A 17451-nucleotide genomic window follows, 5' to 3' on the forward strand; every position below is an offset into this window, starting at 1 on the left:
TCAACCCTTCCATACGGGCTCGGCCAGGCCGAGGTGCGAGCGCAACGTGGTGTCCGTGTATTCGGTGCGGAACGCGCCGCGCTCCTGGAGCAGCGGCACCACCCGGTCCACGAACTCGTCGAGTCCGCCGGGTGTCGCGGGGGGTACGAGGACGAAGCCGTCGGCGGCACCGGTCCGCACGCCCTCGTCGAGCTCGGCGGCGATCGCCTCCGGTGTGCCGACGATCGGCCGGCGCCCGGACATCTCGATGGCGGCCTGCCGGACGGACAGGCCCTTCTCGCGCGCGAGGGCCCACCACTTCTCCGCGACGGTCGCTACGTCGGTCGCCCTCGCCCGGTCGAGCGCCCGGTCCTGTGCCCGGCCCTGTGCCCGGCCCTGTGCCCGGCCCTGTGCCCGGTCCTGTGACGGACTCGGGTCCGGCTCCCGGTCCGGGTTCGGGTCCCGGTCCAGGTCCAGGTCCAGGTCCAGGCCCAGGTCCGGGGCGATGTCGGGAAGCGGCCCGTCCGGGTCGTACGAGGAGAGGTCGACGCCCCGGATCCGCTCCAGGGCACTGATCGCGTCCCGCGCCGAGAACTGCCGCCGGTGGATGTCGGCGGCCCGCTCCCGCGCCTCGGCCGCCGTGTCGCCGAGCACGAAGGCGACCACGGGCATGATCTTCAGCTCCCCGGGCGACCGGCCGTACGCGGCGAGCCGCCCCTTCATCTCGGCGCGGAGCGACCGGCCCGCCTCCAGCGCGCCGTGCCGGGACACGCGTCGGTCCGGAAAACCGTCTCCGGACCCCCAGTCGGCGAGGAGGACGTCGGCCGCGCGGGCCGCGAGCTCCCGTCCCGCGGACGAGTCCCCCGCGTGGATGACCACGGGGTGCCCCTGCGGCGGGCGCGGCACGGTGAACTCGCCCTCGATGTCGAAGTACCGGCCCCGGTGCGCGAACGGGCGGGACGCGCCGTCGGGTGTCCAGGAGTCCCACAACTCCCGTGACGTCTGGACGAATTCGGCGGCGAGCGGGTAGCGGCCCGCCGCGTCCGGACAGCCGCCCCGGCGGAGGTTCTCCGCGGCGGAGGCATCCGAGGAGGTCACCACGTTCCAGGCGGCCCGGCCCCCGCTGAGATGGTCCAGCGTGGCGAGTCTGCGGGCGAGTTCGTACGGCTCTTCGAAGATCGCGTCGGCGGTGGCGGCGAGCCCGAGCCGTTCGGTGACGGCGGCGAGCGCGTTGAGGACCGTGATCGCCTCGGGCCGGCCCACCACGTCCTGGTCATGGACGCGCCCCTCGTGTTCGGGCGACGACCGTCCCCCGTCGAGGAGCAGGAAGTCGAACAGACCGCGCTCGGCGGTGCGCGCCAGGCGCTCGAAGGAGGCGAAGTCGGCGGGGGACGCGGAACGCCGGCCGGTCGTCAGGACGGTGGTGTCGTCGGCGCCCGGAAGGCGGACGGCGAGGTGCATCCGTGTGCGTACGGTCATGAGGCTCCCCCCGCCACGGCGTACCGGTTGGCGGGCCGGGCGAGCCCCAGATGTTCCCTGAGGGTGCTGCCCGGATAGAAGGTGCGGAACAGCCCGCGGTGCTGGAGCAGCGCGACCGTTCCGTTGACGAGCCGCTCCAGGTCGCGGCGCGGCTCCACGGGCGTGAGGTGGAAGCCGTCGGCGGCGTCCGCCCGGTGCCAGGCGGCGATCAGTTCGGCGAGTCCGACGGGACCGCCGCGGTACAGCGGACCCTGCGCGGTCTGCCGGGGCCCGCCTCCACCGTGGCCGGGCTCCGCCGCGCGCTCCCCGTCACCGAGGTCGACGCCGAGCCCGGCGAGGACGCGCAGACCGTCGGGGTCACGCCCGAACCCGGCCGCCGTTTGGCGCAGTTCGGTGCGCACGGCACGCGCCTGGGCCGGGCCCGCGACCCGCACCAGCGCCACATCGGCGTACCGGGCCGCGGTCCGCCGGGCAGGCGCCTCGGTCGCGTCGACGACCCGGACGGGGTGGCCCTGCGGAGGCCGCGGCACCGACGAGGGTCCCTTCACGGAGAAGGTGCCGCCCTCGAAGTCGACCTGGTGCAGTTTGTTCCGGTCGACGCGGAGGCCGGTGGCCTCGTCGCGTGTCTCGGCGCCGTCCTCCCGGCTGTCCCAGAGCCGCGCGGCCACGTCGGCGACCTCTCCGGCTTCCCGCCAGAGCGCCTCGGAGGGCGGCAGGGACGTCATACGGCCTGACGGAGCCGGGAGTTCGGAGCTACGGCGGCCGAACAGCCGGGCCTCCGTCCCGGTCCTGGACACCTCGATCTGCCAGCCGGCCCGGCCTCGGCTGACCCAGTCGAGGGTCGCGACCGCCGCCTGGACGTGGAAGGGCTCGGTGTGTGTGGTGGTGACGGTCGGCACCAGACCGATGCGGCGGGTGACGGGCGCGACCCGGGAGAGCACGGCGAGCGCGTCGAGTCCCGGCCGCGCGAAGGTGTCCCCGAGGGTGACGAAGTCGAGGGCGCCGCGCTCCGCGAGCTGCGCCTGCTCCACGAAGGTGGCGGCGTCGTGGGCCGCTCGCTGGTCGAGGGCCGCGGCCAGATGCAGGAGCGCCCGGCCGTGCGGTGCGGTCATCGGATAGGGCCTTTCGGGTGGGGGGTGGGTCCGGGAGACCGGCGGGGGGTCCGGGAGACCGGCGGGGGGGTCCGGTCCGCGGCGGCGGTCCCGGGTGAACCGCGCTCCCTTCGCCACCGGTTGGCCGTTGACCGTCGCGGAGAGGAAGGGACTGGAATCGGGAGACGGAGAAGCAGCGGAGAGCCGAGACGGAAGCAGGGCCGGTTTCACAGAACCTTGGAAAGGAACGCGCGGGTTCGCTCGTGCTCCGGCCGGTCGAGTACGTCACCGGGGGCGCCCTGCTCGACGATGCGGCCGTCGTCCATGAAGACCACGGTGTCGGCGACCTCGCGGGCGAACCCGATCTCATGGGTGACGACGATCATCGTGGTGCCCTGGTGGGCCAAGTCCTCGATGACGTCGAGGACTTCACCGACCAGCTCGGGGTCGAGCGCCGAGGTCGGCTCGTCGAAGAGCAGCAGCCTCGGCTCCAGGGCGAGGGCACGGGCGATGGCCACCCGCTGCTGCTGCCCGCCCGAGAGCTGCTTCGGGTAGGCGTCGGCCTTGTCGGCGAGCCCGACCCGGTCGAGCAGCTCGCGCGCGGTCCGGGTGGCGTCCTTGCGGGAGCGCTTCAGCGCGGAGACCGGGGCCTCGACGATGTTCTCCACCACCGTGAGATGCGGGAAGAGGTTGAAGCTCTGGAACACGAAGCCGATCCGGGTGCGCTGCTTGAGGATCTCGCGTTCGGGCAGCTCGTACAGCTTGTCGCCGGAGCGCCGGTAACCGACGAGCTCGCCGTCGACGCTGATCCGGCCCCGGTCGACCTTCTCCAGGTGGTTGATGGTCCGCAGCAGCGTCGACTTGCCGGATCCGGACGGGCCCAGGATCACGGTTACTTCTCCGGCCCGCACGGCGAGGTCGACCCCTTTGAGCACCTCCAGCGAACCGAAGCTCTTGTGGACGGACTTGATGTCGACCATGACCGGTGGGCCGGCCGTGGATGTGCTCATGGGGTGATTCCCTTCGCGAAGTGTCGTTCTGCGGGATACCGGAGGGGCGTCAGGCCGCGACGCGACAGGACGGCGCCCGCAGGAACGTGAGCACGGCGCGCGCCGTCGCGTCGTTCTGCCGGAAGGCCGGGCCACCGGTACGCGGCCGGGTGAAGGCGCCCGAGCCCCGGGCGTCGGTGTGCGGGCCGAGTGCGAAGCGCCGGGGGTGCGGGGTGCCGGAGCGCTCCAGGACGCGCCCGTCGGCGGGGTCGACGGCGAGCAGTCCCTCGGGCGTCGCGGCGGCCCCGTCCGCGTACAGCTCGCGCAGCAGCGCGTCCCGGGTGCGCTCGACGGTGGGGTGCGGCAGCCGTGCCTCGACCAGCGCACGGGCCTCGACCGTCGCGCCGGGCACGGTGCCGCCGCCCGCCCGGAAGACCCCGTCCTCGGCGGTGACGGTCATCTCCGCGCCGAGGAACCGCAGGATTCCGGACCGCGACAAGGCGAGCATCCGGCGCAGCCGCGGGCCGGGCGGCCCCGACGCCACACAGCTGAAGAAGCCGTGCCACCACGGGCCGATGTCACCGAGCCGGACCAACTGCCCGTAGACCGAGAGCAACCCGAGGAACACGGCCAGGTCCGGGCTGCGCGAGGCATCATGACGCCTCCTCAGATCCTCTTCGATGTACGCCCGCAGTCCGTCCTGGAGATCGTCGTACGAGGCATGGCGCACCCCGTCCAGCGGACGGTCGAGCGCGGCGAGGTCGAGGTGGTCGGCCGGGTCGGGCACGGCGGACGCCACCAGGGCCTGGACCTCGGCGCCGGAACCGGCGGCGTACTTCTCCTCGAAGTCGCTCCAGGCGATCCGGGTGCGCTCGGGATGTGCCGTGAACAGACGGTGGTAGTGCGCGAACCCCAGCTCCTTCTCGATCAGCGGCCACACGTCCCGCCGGAAGTCGAACCTCTCGGGGCGCGCAAGAAGCGCGTCGACCTCGGCGGGCCCGAAGAACCGCGGAAGCGGGGGCCGTTCGCCCTCCAGGCCGTAACCGATCTTGGAGTGGTAGGGGACCCCGCGCCGGGAACCGACGTACAGGATCGGCTCCCGCCCGGACGGCAGGTAGCTGTCGCCCTCGAACCGTCCGCCGCGCCCCTCGGTGAGCAGCACCATCAGGTCGACGAAGGCGAGCCCGAAGCCGCGGACCAGGACGGGTTCGCCGGGCGCGAGGGCCGAGAGGTCGCTGTCGGCGGTGAAGTCCGGCGGCAGATGGACCAGCCCGTGCTTCGTCGCGTACGCGGCCAACCTGCTCTGCTCGGCGTCGAGTTCGGCGTCGAGGTGGCCGATGGTCAGCACGACGAGGTCGGCGAGGAGCGGGCGGGGACGGTTCTCCAGCCACACCTGCTGGCGGCCCTCGCGGGGTCCGCTCACCCGCAGCGCGCGGGTCGCGTGACGGTACACCCGGACGCCCGGCGGCAGGGCGGCCACGGCACGCTCGTACACCCACCGCAGGTAGGCGCCCTGTCGGGGCCGGTCCGCGAAGGTACGCCCGTCGAGGCCCGCCCACGTGTCGAGCGTGGGCCCTTCGAGCACGGGCCCGGCCATGTCGACCGTCTCGTCCGTGAACATCGTGACGTCCTGCGCCTCGGAGTTCATCCACAGCAGCGGCGACTGTTCCTCCCGCCAGAGTCGTCCGGCGCCCGGTGGATACGGGTCCACGACATGGATGTCGAGCTCCGAACCGTCGTACAGCTCGGACGCGTTGGCCGCGATCCGCTCCAGGAGACCGGTCCCCCGCGGCCCGGCCCCGACGATCACCAGCGACGGGCGTCCGGCGCTCATCGGGTGCGCTCCGAACCGCGCGCGTAGTGCTTCTCGACGTAGTACTGGCCGACGCCGAGGACCGAGGTGACCATGACGTACCAGAGAGTGGCCACCATCAGGAGCGGCATGACCTGGTAAGTGCGGTGATAGACGAGCTGCACCGAGTAGAGCAGGTCCTGCACGGCGATGACGCTGACGATGGAGGTGCCCTTGAGGGTGCCGATCAGCATGTTCCCGGCCGGCGGCACGATGGAGCGCATCGCCTGCGGCAGGACGATCCGCCACCAGCGGCGCCACCGGCTCAGGCCCAGCGCCTGCGCGGCCTCGATCTGCCCGCGGTCGACGGAGAGGATGCCGCCGCGCACCACCTCGGCGGCATAGGCGGCCTCGTGCAGGGTGAGGCCGACGACGGCGACGGTCACGGGACCGAGCAGGTCGACCGTGCGCACACCGAGGATCTGCGGGTACAGGACCCCGATGTTGAACCAGAACAGCAGCTGGACCAGGATCGGCATCGACCTGAAGAGCCAGACGTATCCCCAACTCACCGCTTTCAGAACGGGGTTGGTGGACAGTCGGCACGCGGCGAGCAGGGTGCCGAGCGCGAAGCCGAGCGCCGTCACGACGGCGGTCAGCCAGAGAGTGAGCCACAGGCCGCGCAGCACGGAGGCGGAGGTGAAGTAGTCGCCGACGACGTCCCACTGGAACGCGTCATTGCGTACTACGGAGTTGAGGGCGAGCCCGAGCAGGACCAGCACGCCGACGGCGGCGGTCCACAGGCCGGGACGGCGCCGCGGGACGATACGCAGGGAGGCCGCTTCGTCCGGTGCGGCGGCGACCTCGGTGAGGGTGTCGGAGGACATGCGAAGGCTCCGTGATGCGTCGGGTCGAACACGGGTGCCTTCACACAGGCCACGCTGGGCGCCCGGGAGCGCCGTACGGCCGAGCCCCTCAGCAGGGCCGTGACACGAGAGTACGTGGGCGTTTCCCCCCGATGTCAAGGCTGTCCATACTGTGAGCCTTACGTCTCAAGTGAGTTGACGCACAAACGGATGCCTGTTCCACTTGGCGCATGCATTCGCAGCAGTGGCTGGTCAAGCGCTCCCACATCGACTTCGGTCGAGTGTGGTCCTCTTCCTGTTGAGCTGACCCCTCTGCGCGCCCGTCCGAGACGGGCGCCTTCCGCTTTTCTGCTCTTCCCCACGCCTTCACACGCGCACCCTCCCCTCCCCTTGCGCCCTTTCACTCCCTGCCCTCAGGAGACCGCACACCATGCGTACGTTCTCGCGTACCCGAAACAGGCATTTCGCCTCATTCGCGCTGCTCACCTCCGCGACCCTGCTGGTCACCGCATGCGGCTCCGGTACGGACGACGCGGTCGGCGGAAGTACCGCGCGGACCGGGGCGCGGGCCGACAAGATTCCCACCACGGACGTCGTCTCGCCGATCCACAAAGACGCCTCCGCCGCCAAGCTGCTGCCGCCCGGCACCCGTTCACTGACCGTGGCGATCAGCGTGTCCGGCTCACCGCCCGGCACCTCCTACCTGGCGGACGGCAAGACGCTGACCGGGCAGGACGTCGATTTCGCGGACGCCGTGGCCAAGACCCTCGGCATCGAGCTGAAGCACGAGTCCGCGAGCTTCGAGGCGATCCTGCCGGCCCTCGACAGCGGCAAATACGACTTCGGGGCCAGCAACTTCGGTGTCACCGACGAGCGCCGCAAGATCATCGACTTCGTCACCTACGTCAACGACGGCCAGGGCTTCGCCGCGCGTGCGGACAGCAAGCTCTCGAAGATCACCGATCTCCGGCAGCTGTGCGGGCTGAACGTCGCGACCGCGGCCGGTACGACGTTCGAGGCGACCCTGGAGGCGAACAAGAAGGTCTGCTCGGAGGCCGGCAAGAAGGCGTACAAGGTGCAGACGTACAGCGAGCAGGGCGCCATCTGGTCCTCGCTGCAACAGGGCCGCAGCGACGTCGTGATGAGCACCATCAACGGCCTGCGCTACGCCGTCGCCCACCAGCAAGGGGTCAAGTTCCTCAACGAGTTCCACCGCCTCGACGTTGGCTTCGCCTTCAAGAAGGGCAGCGCGCTGGCGCCCGCTTTCCGCGCCGCGGTGAACAAGCTCATCGCCGACGGGACGTACGGGAAGATCCTCGACAAGTGGGGCACGAAGGGATCCGCGATCACGACGTCCCGGATCTCCCCACCGGAACTGAAGGACTGAGCTGGACCCAGCCACCGCGCTCGGAGCGCCCGGACCGGAGCGCTCCGAGCGCGGGCATCCCGTGCGGGGCGCTCAGTCACAGCCTCCGGTCGCACCCACGATCAGGGCACGCGGCCACAACCCACGGCCGTGGTCCCTGGCCACAACGCACCCGAGCCACCGTGGCCATGACGCACAGTCACATACGATGTCACAAACCGCAGTCGCAACACGAGCAGCACTCACAGCACTCGCAGCACTCACACGCCTCGCAGCAACCGCAGTCGCAGTCACAGTCGTTCAGGCATCCTTCGCGCCTCTTGCGCGACCACGGCCCCTCGTACTCACCGGCGCAGCACATCTTGCAGGTGCAGCACAGCCCGATGGCGGTGGCGCAGCCGGCCCAGAACCCGCGCCTGCCGGGGGTCGGGGGCTGGACGGAGGGCCCGCCGCCGAAGGGGTCGCCGTTGCCGACGTACGGATTGCCGCCGTGCTGAGGCGGCGGCCCGAAGGAGCTCTCGGGCCCGAGCGGAACCGCCGCGTCCGGCGAGCCGAGGGAATCGAACGAACCGAGGGAGCCATCCGTTCCGTGCGACGCGCCCGCCGGATGTCCGCACCCCGACGTCCCGAACGCGCGGTCCACCGACCGGCCCAGTTCATGGGCGAGCAGCACATGCGCCAGCCTGCTGTCGGTGAACTCGGCCTCCCGCAGGGCGAGCCGTATACCGTGCAGGGCGTCGTCGGCGAGCCGACGGGCCTCGGTGAGCGAGGTCCCGGTGGCCGTGAGCGGGTTCCAGACACCCGACGCGGCGTCGGTTTCCCTGTCCTCCACGGCGTCCAGCAGATGCGCGAGCCGCCCGAAGAGCCGCCCGGCCTCGGCCAGTGGAGCCGCGTTGCCGGGGCGGCCTGTGAGGACGGCGGTGTGAGCGAAGGCCGCGGCGGTGGCGGTCTCGGTGGGTTCGGTGACGGTCAGCAACGGCGTTCCGGGCCCGGCCAGCGACTCGATCCCGATCTGCCGGTCCACCGCGTCGACGAGCACGGCCGTGTCGAAGCCGACGTCGGATCCCGTACGCGCCCCGGCCCTGCCCCAGCTCGCGGCCACCCGGCGCGCGGCGATCGCGACCGGCCTGCGTGCCAGGAGGCCGTCCCCGTCGGCGACGTGGTCACGCACCTTCGCCGAGGCGAGCACCAGCGAGACGGCGGCGGCGAGCCGGGCGCCCTCGCCCTGCGCGACGGAGGCGGTCCGCATGCCGCGCAGCGGACAGGGCCCGGCGGTGCGCCGCCATCCCGTCGCACGCTCGGCCTGAGCCTCCGTCAGAACCGATATCAGCAGGCCGTCGTAGTTGGTGACCACCCGCGCGAACTGGCCGTGGTCCCCGCGCAGCGCGAGACACAGCCCGCACAAATGCGCCATCCACTGCGTCTTGAGCCCTTCGCCGAGGCGGTGGCTGCATGGCCTCACGATTCCGAACACGACACTCCCCCGTGACACGTAGGACGTTGGAGTGCGGCATCGTATCGAGCACTCCGTTCACCCGAACGCACCGCTCGTCACCCGGTCGCCGCGAGAAATCATATTTCACTCTCAGTCAGCAGCCTTACCCCGTACGACCCTTGGGGGGCGCGGGCTCTCGACGGATTCGCTGTGCACCAGTACCGTCACGAAACCCCCACGCGGCGTCTATCCACTTGGCGCGACATCCGCATCATGGACGACCATGGGGATGCGGAAGCACGAAAGACCGCTGTGAGAGGAGGCGTCCATGGGATCGGTGCGCAAGGCGAGTGCCTGGCTTGGCCTCGTCGACGACAACGATGACGAGCGTTACTACGACGACGACTACGCCGAGGGTCAGGACTCCGGCGACGCGTGGGTCACCGACCCGCGCGTGAAGGTTGCTTCCGAGACGGCGGAGGAGAAGGGCCGCCGGATCGGCACGGTCACCCCGGACAGCTTCCGGGACGCACGCGGTATCGGCGAACTCTTCCGGGACGGCATCCCGGTGATCATCAACCTCACGTCCATGGAGGCCTCCGACGCCAAGCGCGTGGTGGACTTCGCGGCCGGCCTGACCTTCGGCCTGCGCGGCACCATCGAGCGGGTCGCCACCCGGGTCTTCCTGCTGACCCCGGCCAACACGGAGATCGTCAGCGGCGAGGCCGCGAGCCGCCCGACGGACGGTTTCTTCAACCAGAGCTGAGGCAGGGCCGCTCACCGGCCCTGCCTTGCCGGGGCTTCACGAGCGGGGCCTTCACCTGAAGGCGTCGAGCCCGGTGAGCGCCTTGCCCAGCACGAGCTGATGCATTTCGACGGTGCCCTCGTAGGTGAGCACCGATTCCAGGTTCGTGGCGTGCCGCATCACGGGGTATTCCAGTGAGATCCCGTTGGCGCCGAGAATCGTGCGCGAGGTACGGCAGATCTCGATGGCCTCGCGTACGTTGTTGAGCTTGCCGAAGCTGATCTGCTCGGGACGGAGCCGGCCCGCGTCCATGCGGCGGCCCAGGTGATGGGCGAGCAGGATGCCCTTGTGCAGTTCGACGGCCATGTCGGCGAGTTTGGCCTGGGTGAGCTGGAAGCCGCCGATGGGGCGTCCGAACTGCTCACGCGTCTTCGCGTACGCGACGGCGGACTCGAAGCTGGACCGCGCCGCGCCCATGGCGCCCCACACGATTCCGTACCGCGCGTGCGAGAGGCAGCCGAGCGGGCCCTTGAGGCCGACGACGTCGGGAAGGACGGCGTCGGCCGGCAGCCGCACGTCGTCGAGGACGAGCTCGCTCGTCACGCTCGCCCGCAGTGACCACTTGTGCTTGATCTCCGGGGCGGAGAACCCGGGCGCGTCGGTGGGCACGACGAATCCGCGGATGCCGTCGTCGGTCTGCGCCCAGACGACGGCGACACCGGCGACGGAACCGTTGGTGATCCACATCTTGCGCCCGTTCAGGACCCAGTCCCCGCCGTCGCGCTTGGCGTGCGTGCGCATGGAGCCGGGGTCGGAGCCGTGGTCGGGCTCGGTCAGTCCGAAGCACCCGATGATCTCGCCGGAGGCCATCCGCGGCAGCCAGGTCAGCTTCTGCTCCTCGCTGCCGAACCGGTGGATGGCGTACATGGCGAGGGAACCCTGCACCGAGACGAGCGAGCGGATCCCGGAGTCGGCCGCTTCGAGTTCCAGACAGGCGAGGCCGTACTGCACGGCGCTGGCCCCCGCGCACCCGTAGCCCTGGAGCGACATGCCGAGGGCGCCGATTCCGCCGAGTTCCCGCGCGAGTTCCCGGATTCCGGGCAGCTCGCCCTTCTCGTACCAGTCGGCGATGTACGGAAGCACCCGGTCCGCGGCCCAGGTCCGCACGGTGTCGCGGACGGCGAGGTCCTCCGCGTCCAGCAGGTCGTCGATCCCGAGCGGATCGGCGGGGTCGAAGGGCGGCAGCTTCGAGGACGCGGACATACGACAGCCTCCGGCAGGGTGATAACTAGCACCGCTAGTCAAGAATCTCGACCTGACGTTACGACGCAGGGTTCCCCAAGTCCAGGCCACTTCCGCACAGCGCTCCGGGAGCGCGGCGGCGGCGGGTCCGCCGGCGGCGACGAAGGGTGCGGCGCGCCGCCGCGGCGACAGCGCGGAGACCGGAGGACCTACGCGGAGACGGGGGTCTCGGCGACGTCCCGGGGAGCGGGGATCCCGGTGGGGCCCGGTACCGGGTCCGTGCCGCGGCCGGTCCCGGCCGGGGCGGGGTTCGCGGCCGGGGCGGAGTCCGTCGCGGGTGCCCCGCAGTCCATGACCCGCGGCAGCCGCAGCGCCATCACGGCGCCCAGCAGCAACAGTCCCGCGCTCACCAGCAGCGTCACATGCAGTCCGTGCACGAAAGAGTCCCGGGCGGCCTGCCGCAGGGCGCCGCCGGTCGTGCCTCCGAGCTTGTCGGCGACCTGGTACGCCTCGCCGAGCGAGTGTCCCGCCGCCGCCGAATCGGCCGCCCCGACGCCGGGGACGGAGGACAGTCCGGGCGCGTAGGCCGCGTTCATCACACTGCCCAGCAGCGCGATCCCCAGTCCGGCGCCCAGTTGGTACGAGGTCTCGCCTATCGCCGCCGCGCCGCCCGACTGCGCCTGCGGAGCCTCGCTCAGCATGGACTCGTACGCCCCGAAGAGCGTGGTCTCCAGACCGAATCCGAGCAGCACGAAGCCGAAGAGCAGCAGCCCGGTGTTGTCGTTGCCGCCCATCGCGGTGAGCGTGACCACGGCGGCCGCGGTGAGACAGAAACCGAAGCAGACCATCGCGCGCGGCCCGAACCGCCGCAGCAGTTTCGCCCCCGCGAGCCCCGCGGCCATCGCCGCGACGGTGAGCGGCAGCAGCCGCAGCCCGGTCTGGAGCGGCGACAGGCCGAGCACGAGCTGCAGGTACTGCGCCGCGATCAGTTCGAGTCCCACCAGGGCGAGCATGGCGAGCACGATGCAGCCGATCGATGTGCTGAAGGCGGGACGCGCGAACATGCGCAGGTCCACCAGCGGGTGCGCGCGCCGCCGCTGCCGCCGTACGAAGGCGGCCGTCAGCACCCCGCCGAGGAGCAGCGGCGCGAGGGTGAAGGGGCTGAAGGGAGCCTCGCCGCCGCCGAGGCGCTTCACACCGAGGACGATTCCGAACAGACCGGCGGCGGCCATCAGCGCCCCGGCCACGTCCCAGGGACCGTCGCGCTCGCCGCGGGACTCGGGCAGCAGCAGCCGGCCGACCGGCAGGCTGATGATCATCAGCGGGATGTTGACGAGGAAGACCGATCCCCACCAGAAATGTTCGAGGAGGAAGCCGCCGAGCAGCGGTCCGACCGCCGCCCCGACGGCGGCGACCGCGCTCCAGATGCCGATCGCGAGCGCCCGCTCGCGCCGGTCGGGGAAGACCTGGCGCAGGATCGAGAGCGTGGCGGGCATGATCATCGCGCCGCCCACGCCGAGCAGGGCGCGGGCGCCTATCAGGAGCTGGGCGTTCCCGGAGAAGGCCGCGATGCCGGAGGCGACGCCGAAGAGGGCGTAACCGAGGAGGAGGACCCGCCGGCGGCCGACGCGGTCACCGAGCGTGCCGAAGAGGATGAGGAGCGAGGCGCAGACGAGCGGATAGACGTCGACGATCCAGAGCAGTTCTATCGCGCCGGGCTTCAGGTCCTCGGTGACGGCGGGGACCGCGACATGGAGCACGGTGGCGTCGAGGGCGACCAGCAGCAGGCTGACGCACAGGACGACGAGGACGACCCAGCGGTTGGCACCGACCCCGGTCTCCCGACGGCATCGCGCAGCGGCCGTGGTCGTCCCGGACATGTACGTACCTCCAGAGGTTCCCTCGCGTTCTGCGGATCCGCAGGGTGGGGACTCCCTGGGGTTGCGGCCCGGAGAGCGGAGTCCCGGGCCCACGCAACAAAGGCGAGTGAGCCGTCAGCGTACGCGAGTTCTCTCCGAGGCCATGTGGCGGACCTCTCAAGTTCGCCTGGCCAGGACTGTGGCGTACGCCATGCCCCCGCCGCTCGGCACGCCCCGGGCGGCCCGCCGGTTCCGGGGTCCGCCGATAATCGAGCCCGTGACCGATCCGGAGACGCCCCTCGCGACGCCGCTCCACGGGGGCGCCCTGCGCCGCGCCGCACCCGCCCTCCTGGGGTACGCGGCCGTGCGCGCCCTGGGCCTCGTCACCCTCGCCGTGTGGAGCGCGGCGAACGGCAAGAGCGCCCACCGGCTGCTGTCACAGCGCTGGGACTCGCTCTGGTACACCCGGGTCGCCGAGCTCGGCTACGGCTACGAGGTCCGCCTGCCGAACGGTGACGTGCACGCGAACCTCGCGTTCTTCCCGCTGCTGCCCTGGCTGGAGCGGCTCATCGCGGCGGTGGGGCCGCTGTCGTACCCCGACGCGGGCCTGCTGGTCAGCGCGGTGGCCTCGCTCGCCGCGGCCTGGGGGATCTTCGCGGTCGCCGATCATGTCCACGGCCGCCGGGCCGGGGTGTGCGCCGTGCTGGTGTGGGCGGTCCTGCCCGTCGGCATCGTGCAGTCGATGGCGTACAGCGAGTCGCTGTTCACGGCGCTGGCCGCGTGGTCGCTGTACGCGGTGCTGACCGGTCGCTGGCTGACCGCGGGACTGCTCGCCGCGTTCGCCGGGCTGACCCGGCCGGTGGGGGTCGCCGTGGTCGCGGCCCTGTGGGTGGCGGCGATTACCTCGTTCGTGGGAGACCACCGGAGCGGCGGAAGCACGCCCCGAACGGACGGCGCACGCGTGTGGCGCCGCGCCCTTGCCATGATCATCGCGCCGCTCGGCGCCGCCGGTTACGTGCTGTGGGTGGGCCACCGCACGGGCAAGGGCCCGCTGGGCTATCTCGACGTCCAGGCGGGCTGGCGCAACGGCTTCGACGGCGGTTACGCCTTCGGCCGGTTCGTGGCCGAAAAGCTCACCTCGTTCCCGTCCGCCCTGGCCGGTGCCGGGCTGATCGTCGGGGTCGCGCTGATCCTGTGGCTCTACGTGACGTGCGTACGCCGGGGACAGCCGCCGACGCTGCTGGTCTACACGGGGATCGTGCTCGCGCTCGCCCTGTGCGCGTCGAGCTACTTCGGCTCGAAACCACGCCTGCTGATGCCGGCCTTCCCCCTCCTGTTCCCTCTCGCGGTGGCCCTGGCCCGGCTGCGCACCTCCAGGTCGGCGCTGGTCCTCGGGGGCGTCGCGGTGGCTTCGGCGGCCTACGGGGCCTTCTGGCTGAACGGCTCGGGGCCGCCGTGACCGGCCCGGCGGCGACCCCGTCCGGACCGGTGAGCGGCCGGAGAATTCCACGCCATCATTCGGTGAACGAATATAAAAGTGCCATAAAATCGAAGACCCTCAGGGATCAATGGAATTGAAGGCTCCACGCGTCGGGGATTAGAGATTCATTGGAAATAAACATGATCCTGAGAGGAATCCCACATCACATCGTCATCACAAACCGAGTGAATCGTCCTGGAACGCAGCTCACTCGCTGTAACGTCGATTGGGTGCGTACCGAACGAAACCTCACCCGTCTGGACCGGGTCTTCGCCCGGCTGGACCGTGAGCCGGAACGACCGGCCCACATCGATGTGCCGAAGATGAGTCGGCACAGGGTTGTCCTCTTCGCGGCGACCCTGGCCTTCTACCTGGCGATCGTGTGGGCCGTGGCGATCACGTCGTGGCTGGTCCGGTTCGACTGGCAGGTCATGTTCTTCCGGCCCTATCAGCAGTGGCCGGAGATCCACGCGTTCCTGGACTACTACGTGGTCCTCGGCCAGCGCGGCCCGACCGCCGTGATGGTCGCCGCGTGGCTGGGCTGGCGCTCCTGGCGGCAGCACACGCTGCGCCCGCTGCTGACCCTGGGCGCGTCCATCCTTCTGCTGAACATCACGGTGGGCGCGGCGAAGCTCGGCATGGGCCGTCTCGGCCCGCACTACGCCATCACCATCGGCTCGAACGAGATGGGCCTGGGCGGCGATATATTCCCCTCGGGCCACACCGCCAACGCCGTCGTGACCTGGGGAATCCTGGCCTATCTGGCATCGACCCCAAGAGCCAGACGCTGGCTCTCCGCGCTGTCCGCCGTGACCTCCCTCGGCGTCGGTCTCACCACCGTGTACCTGGGTACGCACTGGCTGAGCGACGTCCTGCTGGGCTGGGCCGCGGGCCTGCTGATCCTTCTGGCGCTGCCCTGGTGCGAGCCGCTGATCGCCCGCTCCGAGGCCGGGATCTTCTCGCTGCGCGACCTGTGGCGCGCCCGTCGCGGCCGTACCGCCGCACCGGCACCGACTCCGGCACCTGCGCCGGTCGGCGCACCGGTCATGTCCCCGCGCCCCTCCGTGGACGGCGAGGTGCCGGCCCGCGAGACGGTCGCGCCCCGTCCGTCCAGAGCCCCCGTCCATCTCGCGCCGGGCCCGCACACCGCCCGCTCGGAGCGCACCCCCGTGACACCGGCGGGCAGCCGCCGCCCGCCGCACCCGGACCGTCCGGCGCGCGCGGCCACGGCCGCCTCGGCCCGCCCCCTGACGGGCAGCTAGAAGACCGCGGGGCCGGTACGCACAGCCTCTCCCCGCACCGCGAAGGCCCCCGGCTCGACGAGCCGGGGGCCTTCGCACATCGTGCCGCCGTTCCGACACGTGATCCGGTGCTCCCGCGCCGGAACGGGCTCGCGTCCGCCGCGGCCGGACGCTCAGCCCTTCCAGCAGCGCGTCACCGTACCGTCGGTGACCTCGAAGTTCAGCCGCCCGACCAGGTACTCCATGGTGATGATCGAGCCTGTCGGCAGCGAGCGCACCGATGCCCAGCCGTGCTTCCGTGCGCGCTCCTCGGCGCTGCTCACCTCCAGTCCGACATAGCTCTCCGGACTGTCCTGCGGCTCTGCGTGAGAAGGGTGAATGGGTGCCATGACCGCCACGTTAGGCGGCGCGCCCCGGCGGAGGAAGCCCGATCGGCGACCGAGCGTCACCTGTCCCCCGCCGGTCACGCTTCTGTCACAGGATCACGACATGTGTTTCGCCGAACACCGTCACCCGTATGTGGTCTCCCCGGATGTCCCGCAAGCCTTCGAACACAATTCGGAGTCGTCGTGCGGGCGTCTCGAATAACCTTGCGGAATGAGCGAGGCCGTACGCCCGCCGATGCTTTTGCATTCCGGGGCCGCTCCGATTCCGCCGCGCACCCGCCGCGCACCCCGGAAGCTGACGCCGCATAGGAAATACACGCTTCGAGCACAGGACCCCCGCACGGTCTCCGTCGGCGCCCGGACGTCGCCTACGGTAGGCGGGCCGTGATCGGCGTGCCCTCGGGACCCGGCCTCTCCAGCGCTCGGGACAACCGGTCCCGGGCGGTCATGATCGCGTCGACGAGCTCGACGGGCTCAATGATCTCGAACTCGAAACCCGTCAGCATCACGTGAACGACCATGGCGTCGAGGCCGGCCGCCCCGGTGCGCAGCACACAGCTGTCCTTTCCCGAGGCCTCCAGGGTCCCGGCCGAGGGTGAGATCCGCGCGGCGGCCTCCTCAAGCGGCACCAGCAGCCGGACGACGGCGTTCGTGGCGTAGGCGCGGGTGGAGACCCCCCGGGAGACGTACTCGGCGAGATCCTCGGCCGGTGGTGTACGGGGGGTGAAGCGCGGTCCGTGCGGCGGCCGGGGCGTGACGCGGTCGGCCCGGAACGTACGCCAGTCGTCGCGGTCGACGTCCCAGGCGACCAGGTACCAGCGGTGCTCGGTGCACACCAGGCGGTACGGCTCGACGGCGCGGCGCGTCGAGGAGCCCGCGTGGTCGCGGTACTCGAAACGCAGCAGCTCGCTGTCGCGGCAGGCGTTGGCCAGCTCGGTGAGGACGGCGGGGTCGACGGCGGAGGGCTGCGGACCGCGCAGCATCGGCACGGTGAAGGCGTTCAGGGCGCCGACCCGGCGCCGCAGCCGGCTCGGCAGGACCTGCTCCAGCTTGGCGAGCGCGCGTACGGAGGACTCGCCGATGCCCTCGATCCCCTGGCCGGCCGCCGTGCGCAGTCCGACGGCCACCGCGACGGCCTCGTCGTCGTCCAGGAGCAGCGGCGGCAGCTCGGCCCCCGCGCCGAGCTGGTAGCCGCCTCCCGTACCGGGACTGGCGTTGACGGGATAGCCCAGCTCACGCAGCCGGTCCACATCGCGGCGGACCGTGCGCGGGGTGACGCCCAGCCGCCCGGCGAGGTCCGCGCCCGACCATTCGCGGTGGGCCTGCAGGAGTGAGAGCAGGCGCAGCAGTCGTGCGGATGTCTCCAACATGCCGCCGAGTCTGCCAGCCCTTGCGGACAGGCACTGTCCGCAAGGGCTGGCAGGATTTCAGCCCCGGCCACTGAGCCCCCGCCGCGTTCGGGGAGCGGGCTCCTGGGCGGAGCCTCGGGGACGACGGCGGT

The 17451-nt window shown here is 71.4% G+C and carries 14 protein-coding genes; 4 read left to right on the plus strand and 10 right to left on the minus strand.

The window, feature by feature from the left end; translation table 11 throughout:
• The 5 genes from ACFYW8_RS28585 to ACFYW8_RS28605 all read right to left on the minus strand — a co-directional run bounded on the left by ACFYW8_RS28585 (position 1) and on the right by ACFYW8_RS28605 (position 6217).
• Positions 1-1458 (minus strand): LLM class flavin-dependent oxidoreductase, encoded by a 1458-nt coding sequence (locus ACFYW8_RS28585; RefSeq protein ID WP_389082466.1) that lies wholly within the window; start codon positions 1456-1458, stop codon positions 1-3.
• Positions 1455-2570, minus strand: a complete 1116-nt coding sequence (locus ACFYW8_RS28590) for an LLM class flavin-dependent oxidoreductase (protein WP_389082471.1) — start codon at positions 2568-2570, stop codon at positions 1455-1457. Before ACFYW8_RS28590 ends, ACFYW8_RS28585 begins: the two co-directional genes overlap by 4 nt.
• Positions 2571-2776: 206 nt before the next feature.
• Positions 2777-3559 (minus strand): amino acid ABC transporter ATP-binding protein, encoded by a 783-nt coding sequence (locus ACFYW8_RS28595; protein WP_389082476.1) that lies wholly within the window; start codon positions 3557-3559, stop codon positions 2777-2779.
• Positions 3560-3608: 49 nt separating this feature from the next.
• Positions 3609-5372, minus strand: coding sequence for an FAD/NAD(P)-binding protein (locus ACFYW8_RS28600; protein WP_389082482.1), 1764 nt, complete (start codon positions 5370-5372; stop codon positions 3609-3611).
• Positions 5369-6217, minus strand: coding sequence for an amino acid ABC transporter permease (locus tag ACFYW8_RS28605; RefSeq protein ID WP_389082488.1), 849 nt, complete (start codon positions 6215-6217; stop codon positions 5369-5371). Before ACFYW8_RS28605 ends, ACFYW8_RS28600 begins: the two co-directional genes overlap by 4 nt.
• A gap of 409 nt (positions 6218-6626) precedes the next feature.
• Between ACFYW8_RS28605 and ACFYW8_RS28610 the strand changes: the two genes are divergently transcribed.
• Entirely contained in the window at positions 6627-7583 is a 957-nt protein-coding gene (locus ACFYW8_RS28610) for an ABC transporter substrate-binding protein (protein ID WP_389082493.1), read from the plus strand.
• Positions 7584-7773: 190 nt separating this feature from the next.
• Here ACFYW8_RS28610 and ACFYW8_RS28615 read toward each other — a convergent pair whose 3' ends face one another.
• Entirely contained in the window at positions 7774-9036 is a 1263-nt protein-coding gene (locus ACFYW8_RS28615) for a DUF5685 family protein (RefSeq protein WP_389082498.1), read from the minus strand.
• Between the two features lie 289 nt (positions 9037-9325).
• Here ACFYW8_RS28615 and ACFYW8_RS28620 point away from each other — a divergent pair, with 289 nt between their 5' ends.
• On the plus strand, positions 9326-9763 hold the full coding sequence (locus tag ACFYW8_RS28620) for a cell division protein SepF (protein ID WP_365876842.1): 438 nt from the start codon (positions 9326-9328) through the stop codon (positions 9761-9763).
• Positions 9764-9814: 51 nt separating this feature from the next.
• Here ACFYW8_RS28620 and ACFYW8_RS28625 read toward each other — a convergent pair whose 3' ends face one another.
• Together ACFYW8_RS28625 and ACFYW8_RS28630 are read right to left on the minus strand one after the other, a co-directional pair.
• The gene (locus ACFYW8_RS28625; protein WP_365876844.1) at positions 9815-11005 is read right to left on the minus strand and encodes an acyl-CoA dehydrogenase family protein; all 1191 of its coding nucleotides are present in this window, start codon (positions 11003-11005) and stop codon (positions 9815-9817) included.
• A 188-nt stretch (positions 11006-11193) separates the two neighbouring features.
• Positions 11194-12864, minus strand: coding sequence for an MFS transporter (locus ACFYW8_RS28630; protein WP_389082510.1), 1671 nt, complete (start codon positions 12862-12864; stop codon positions 11194-11196).
• A gap of 256 nt (positions 12865-13120) precedes the next feature.
• On the opposite strand from ACFYW8_RS28630, the gene ACFYW8_RS28635 reads away from it, so the two are divergent.
• A complete protein-coding gene (locus ACFYW8_RS28635) occupies positions 13121-14302 on the plus strand; it encodes a glycosyltransferase family 39 protein (protein WP_365876848.1) in 1182 nt (393 codons plus the stop codon).
• 251 nt (positions 14303-14553) lie between these two features.
• Complete coding sequence (locus ACFYW8_RS28640; protein ID WP_365876850.1) at positions 14554-15585, plus strand: phosphatase PAP2 family protein; 1032 nt, start codon at positions 14554-14556, stop codon at positions 15583-15585.
• A 152-nt stretch (positions 15586-15737) separates the two neighbouring features.
• Here ACFYW8_RS28640 and ACFYW8_RS28645 read toward each other — a convergent pair whose 3' ends face one another.
• Both ACFYW8_RS28645 and ACFYW8_RS28650 read right to left on the minus strand, forming a co-directional pair.
• Positions 15738-15953 carry an I78 family peptidase inhibitor gene (locus tag ACFYW8_RS28645; RefSeq protein ID WP_389082522.1) on the minus strand — a complete coding sequence of 72 codons (216 nt, stop codon included), beginning with the start codon at positions 15951-15953 and terminating at the stop codon, positions 15738-15740.
• A gap of 365 nt (positions 15954-16318) precedes the next feature.
• Positions 16319-17320, minus strand: a complete 1002-nt coding sequence (locus ACFYW8_RS28650) for a helix-turn-helix transcriptional regulator (RefSeq protein ID WP_389082527.1) — start codon at positions 17318-17320, stop codon at positions 16319-16321.
• Between the last annotated feature and the right edge of the window lie 131 nt (positions 17321-17451).

Source organism: Streptomyces sp. NPDC002742 (assembly GCF_042888885.1).
GTDB lineage: Bacteria > Actinomycetota > Actinomycetes > Streptomycetales > Streptomycetaceae > Streptomyces.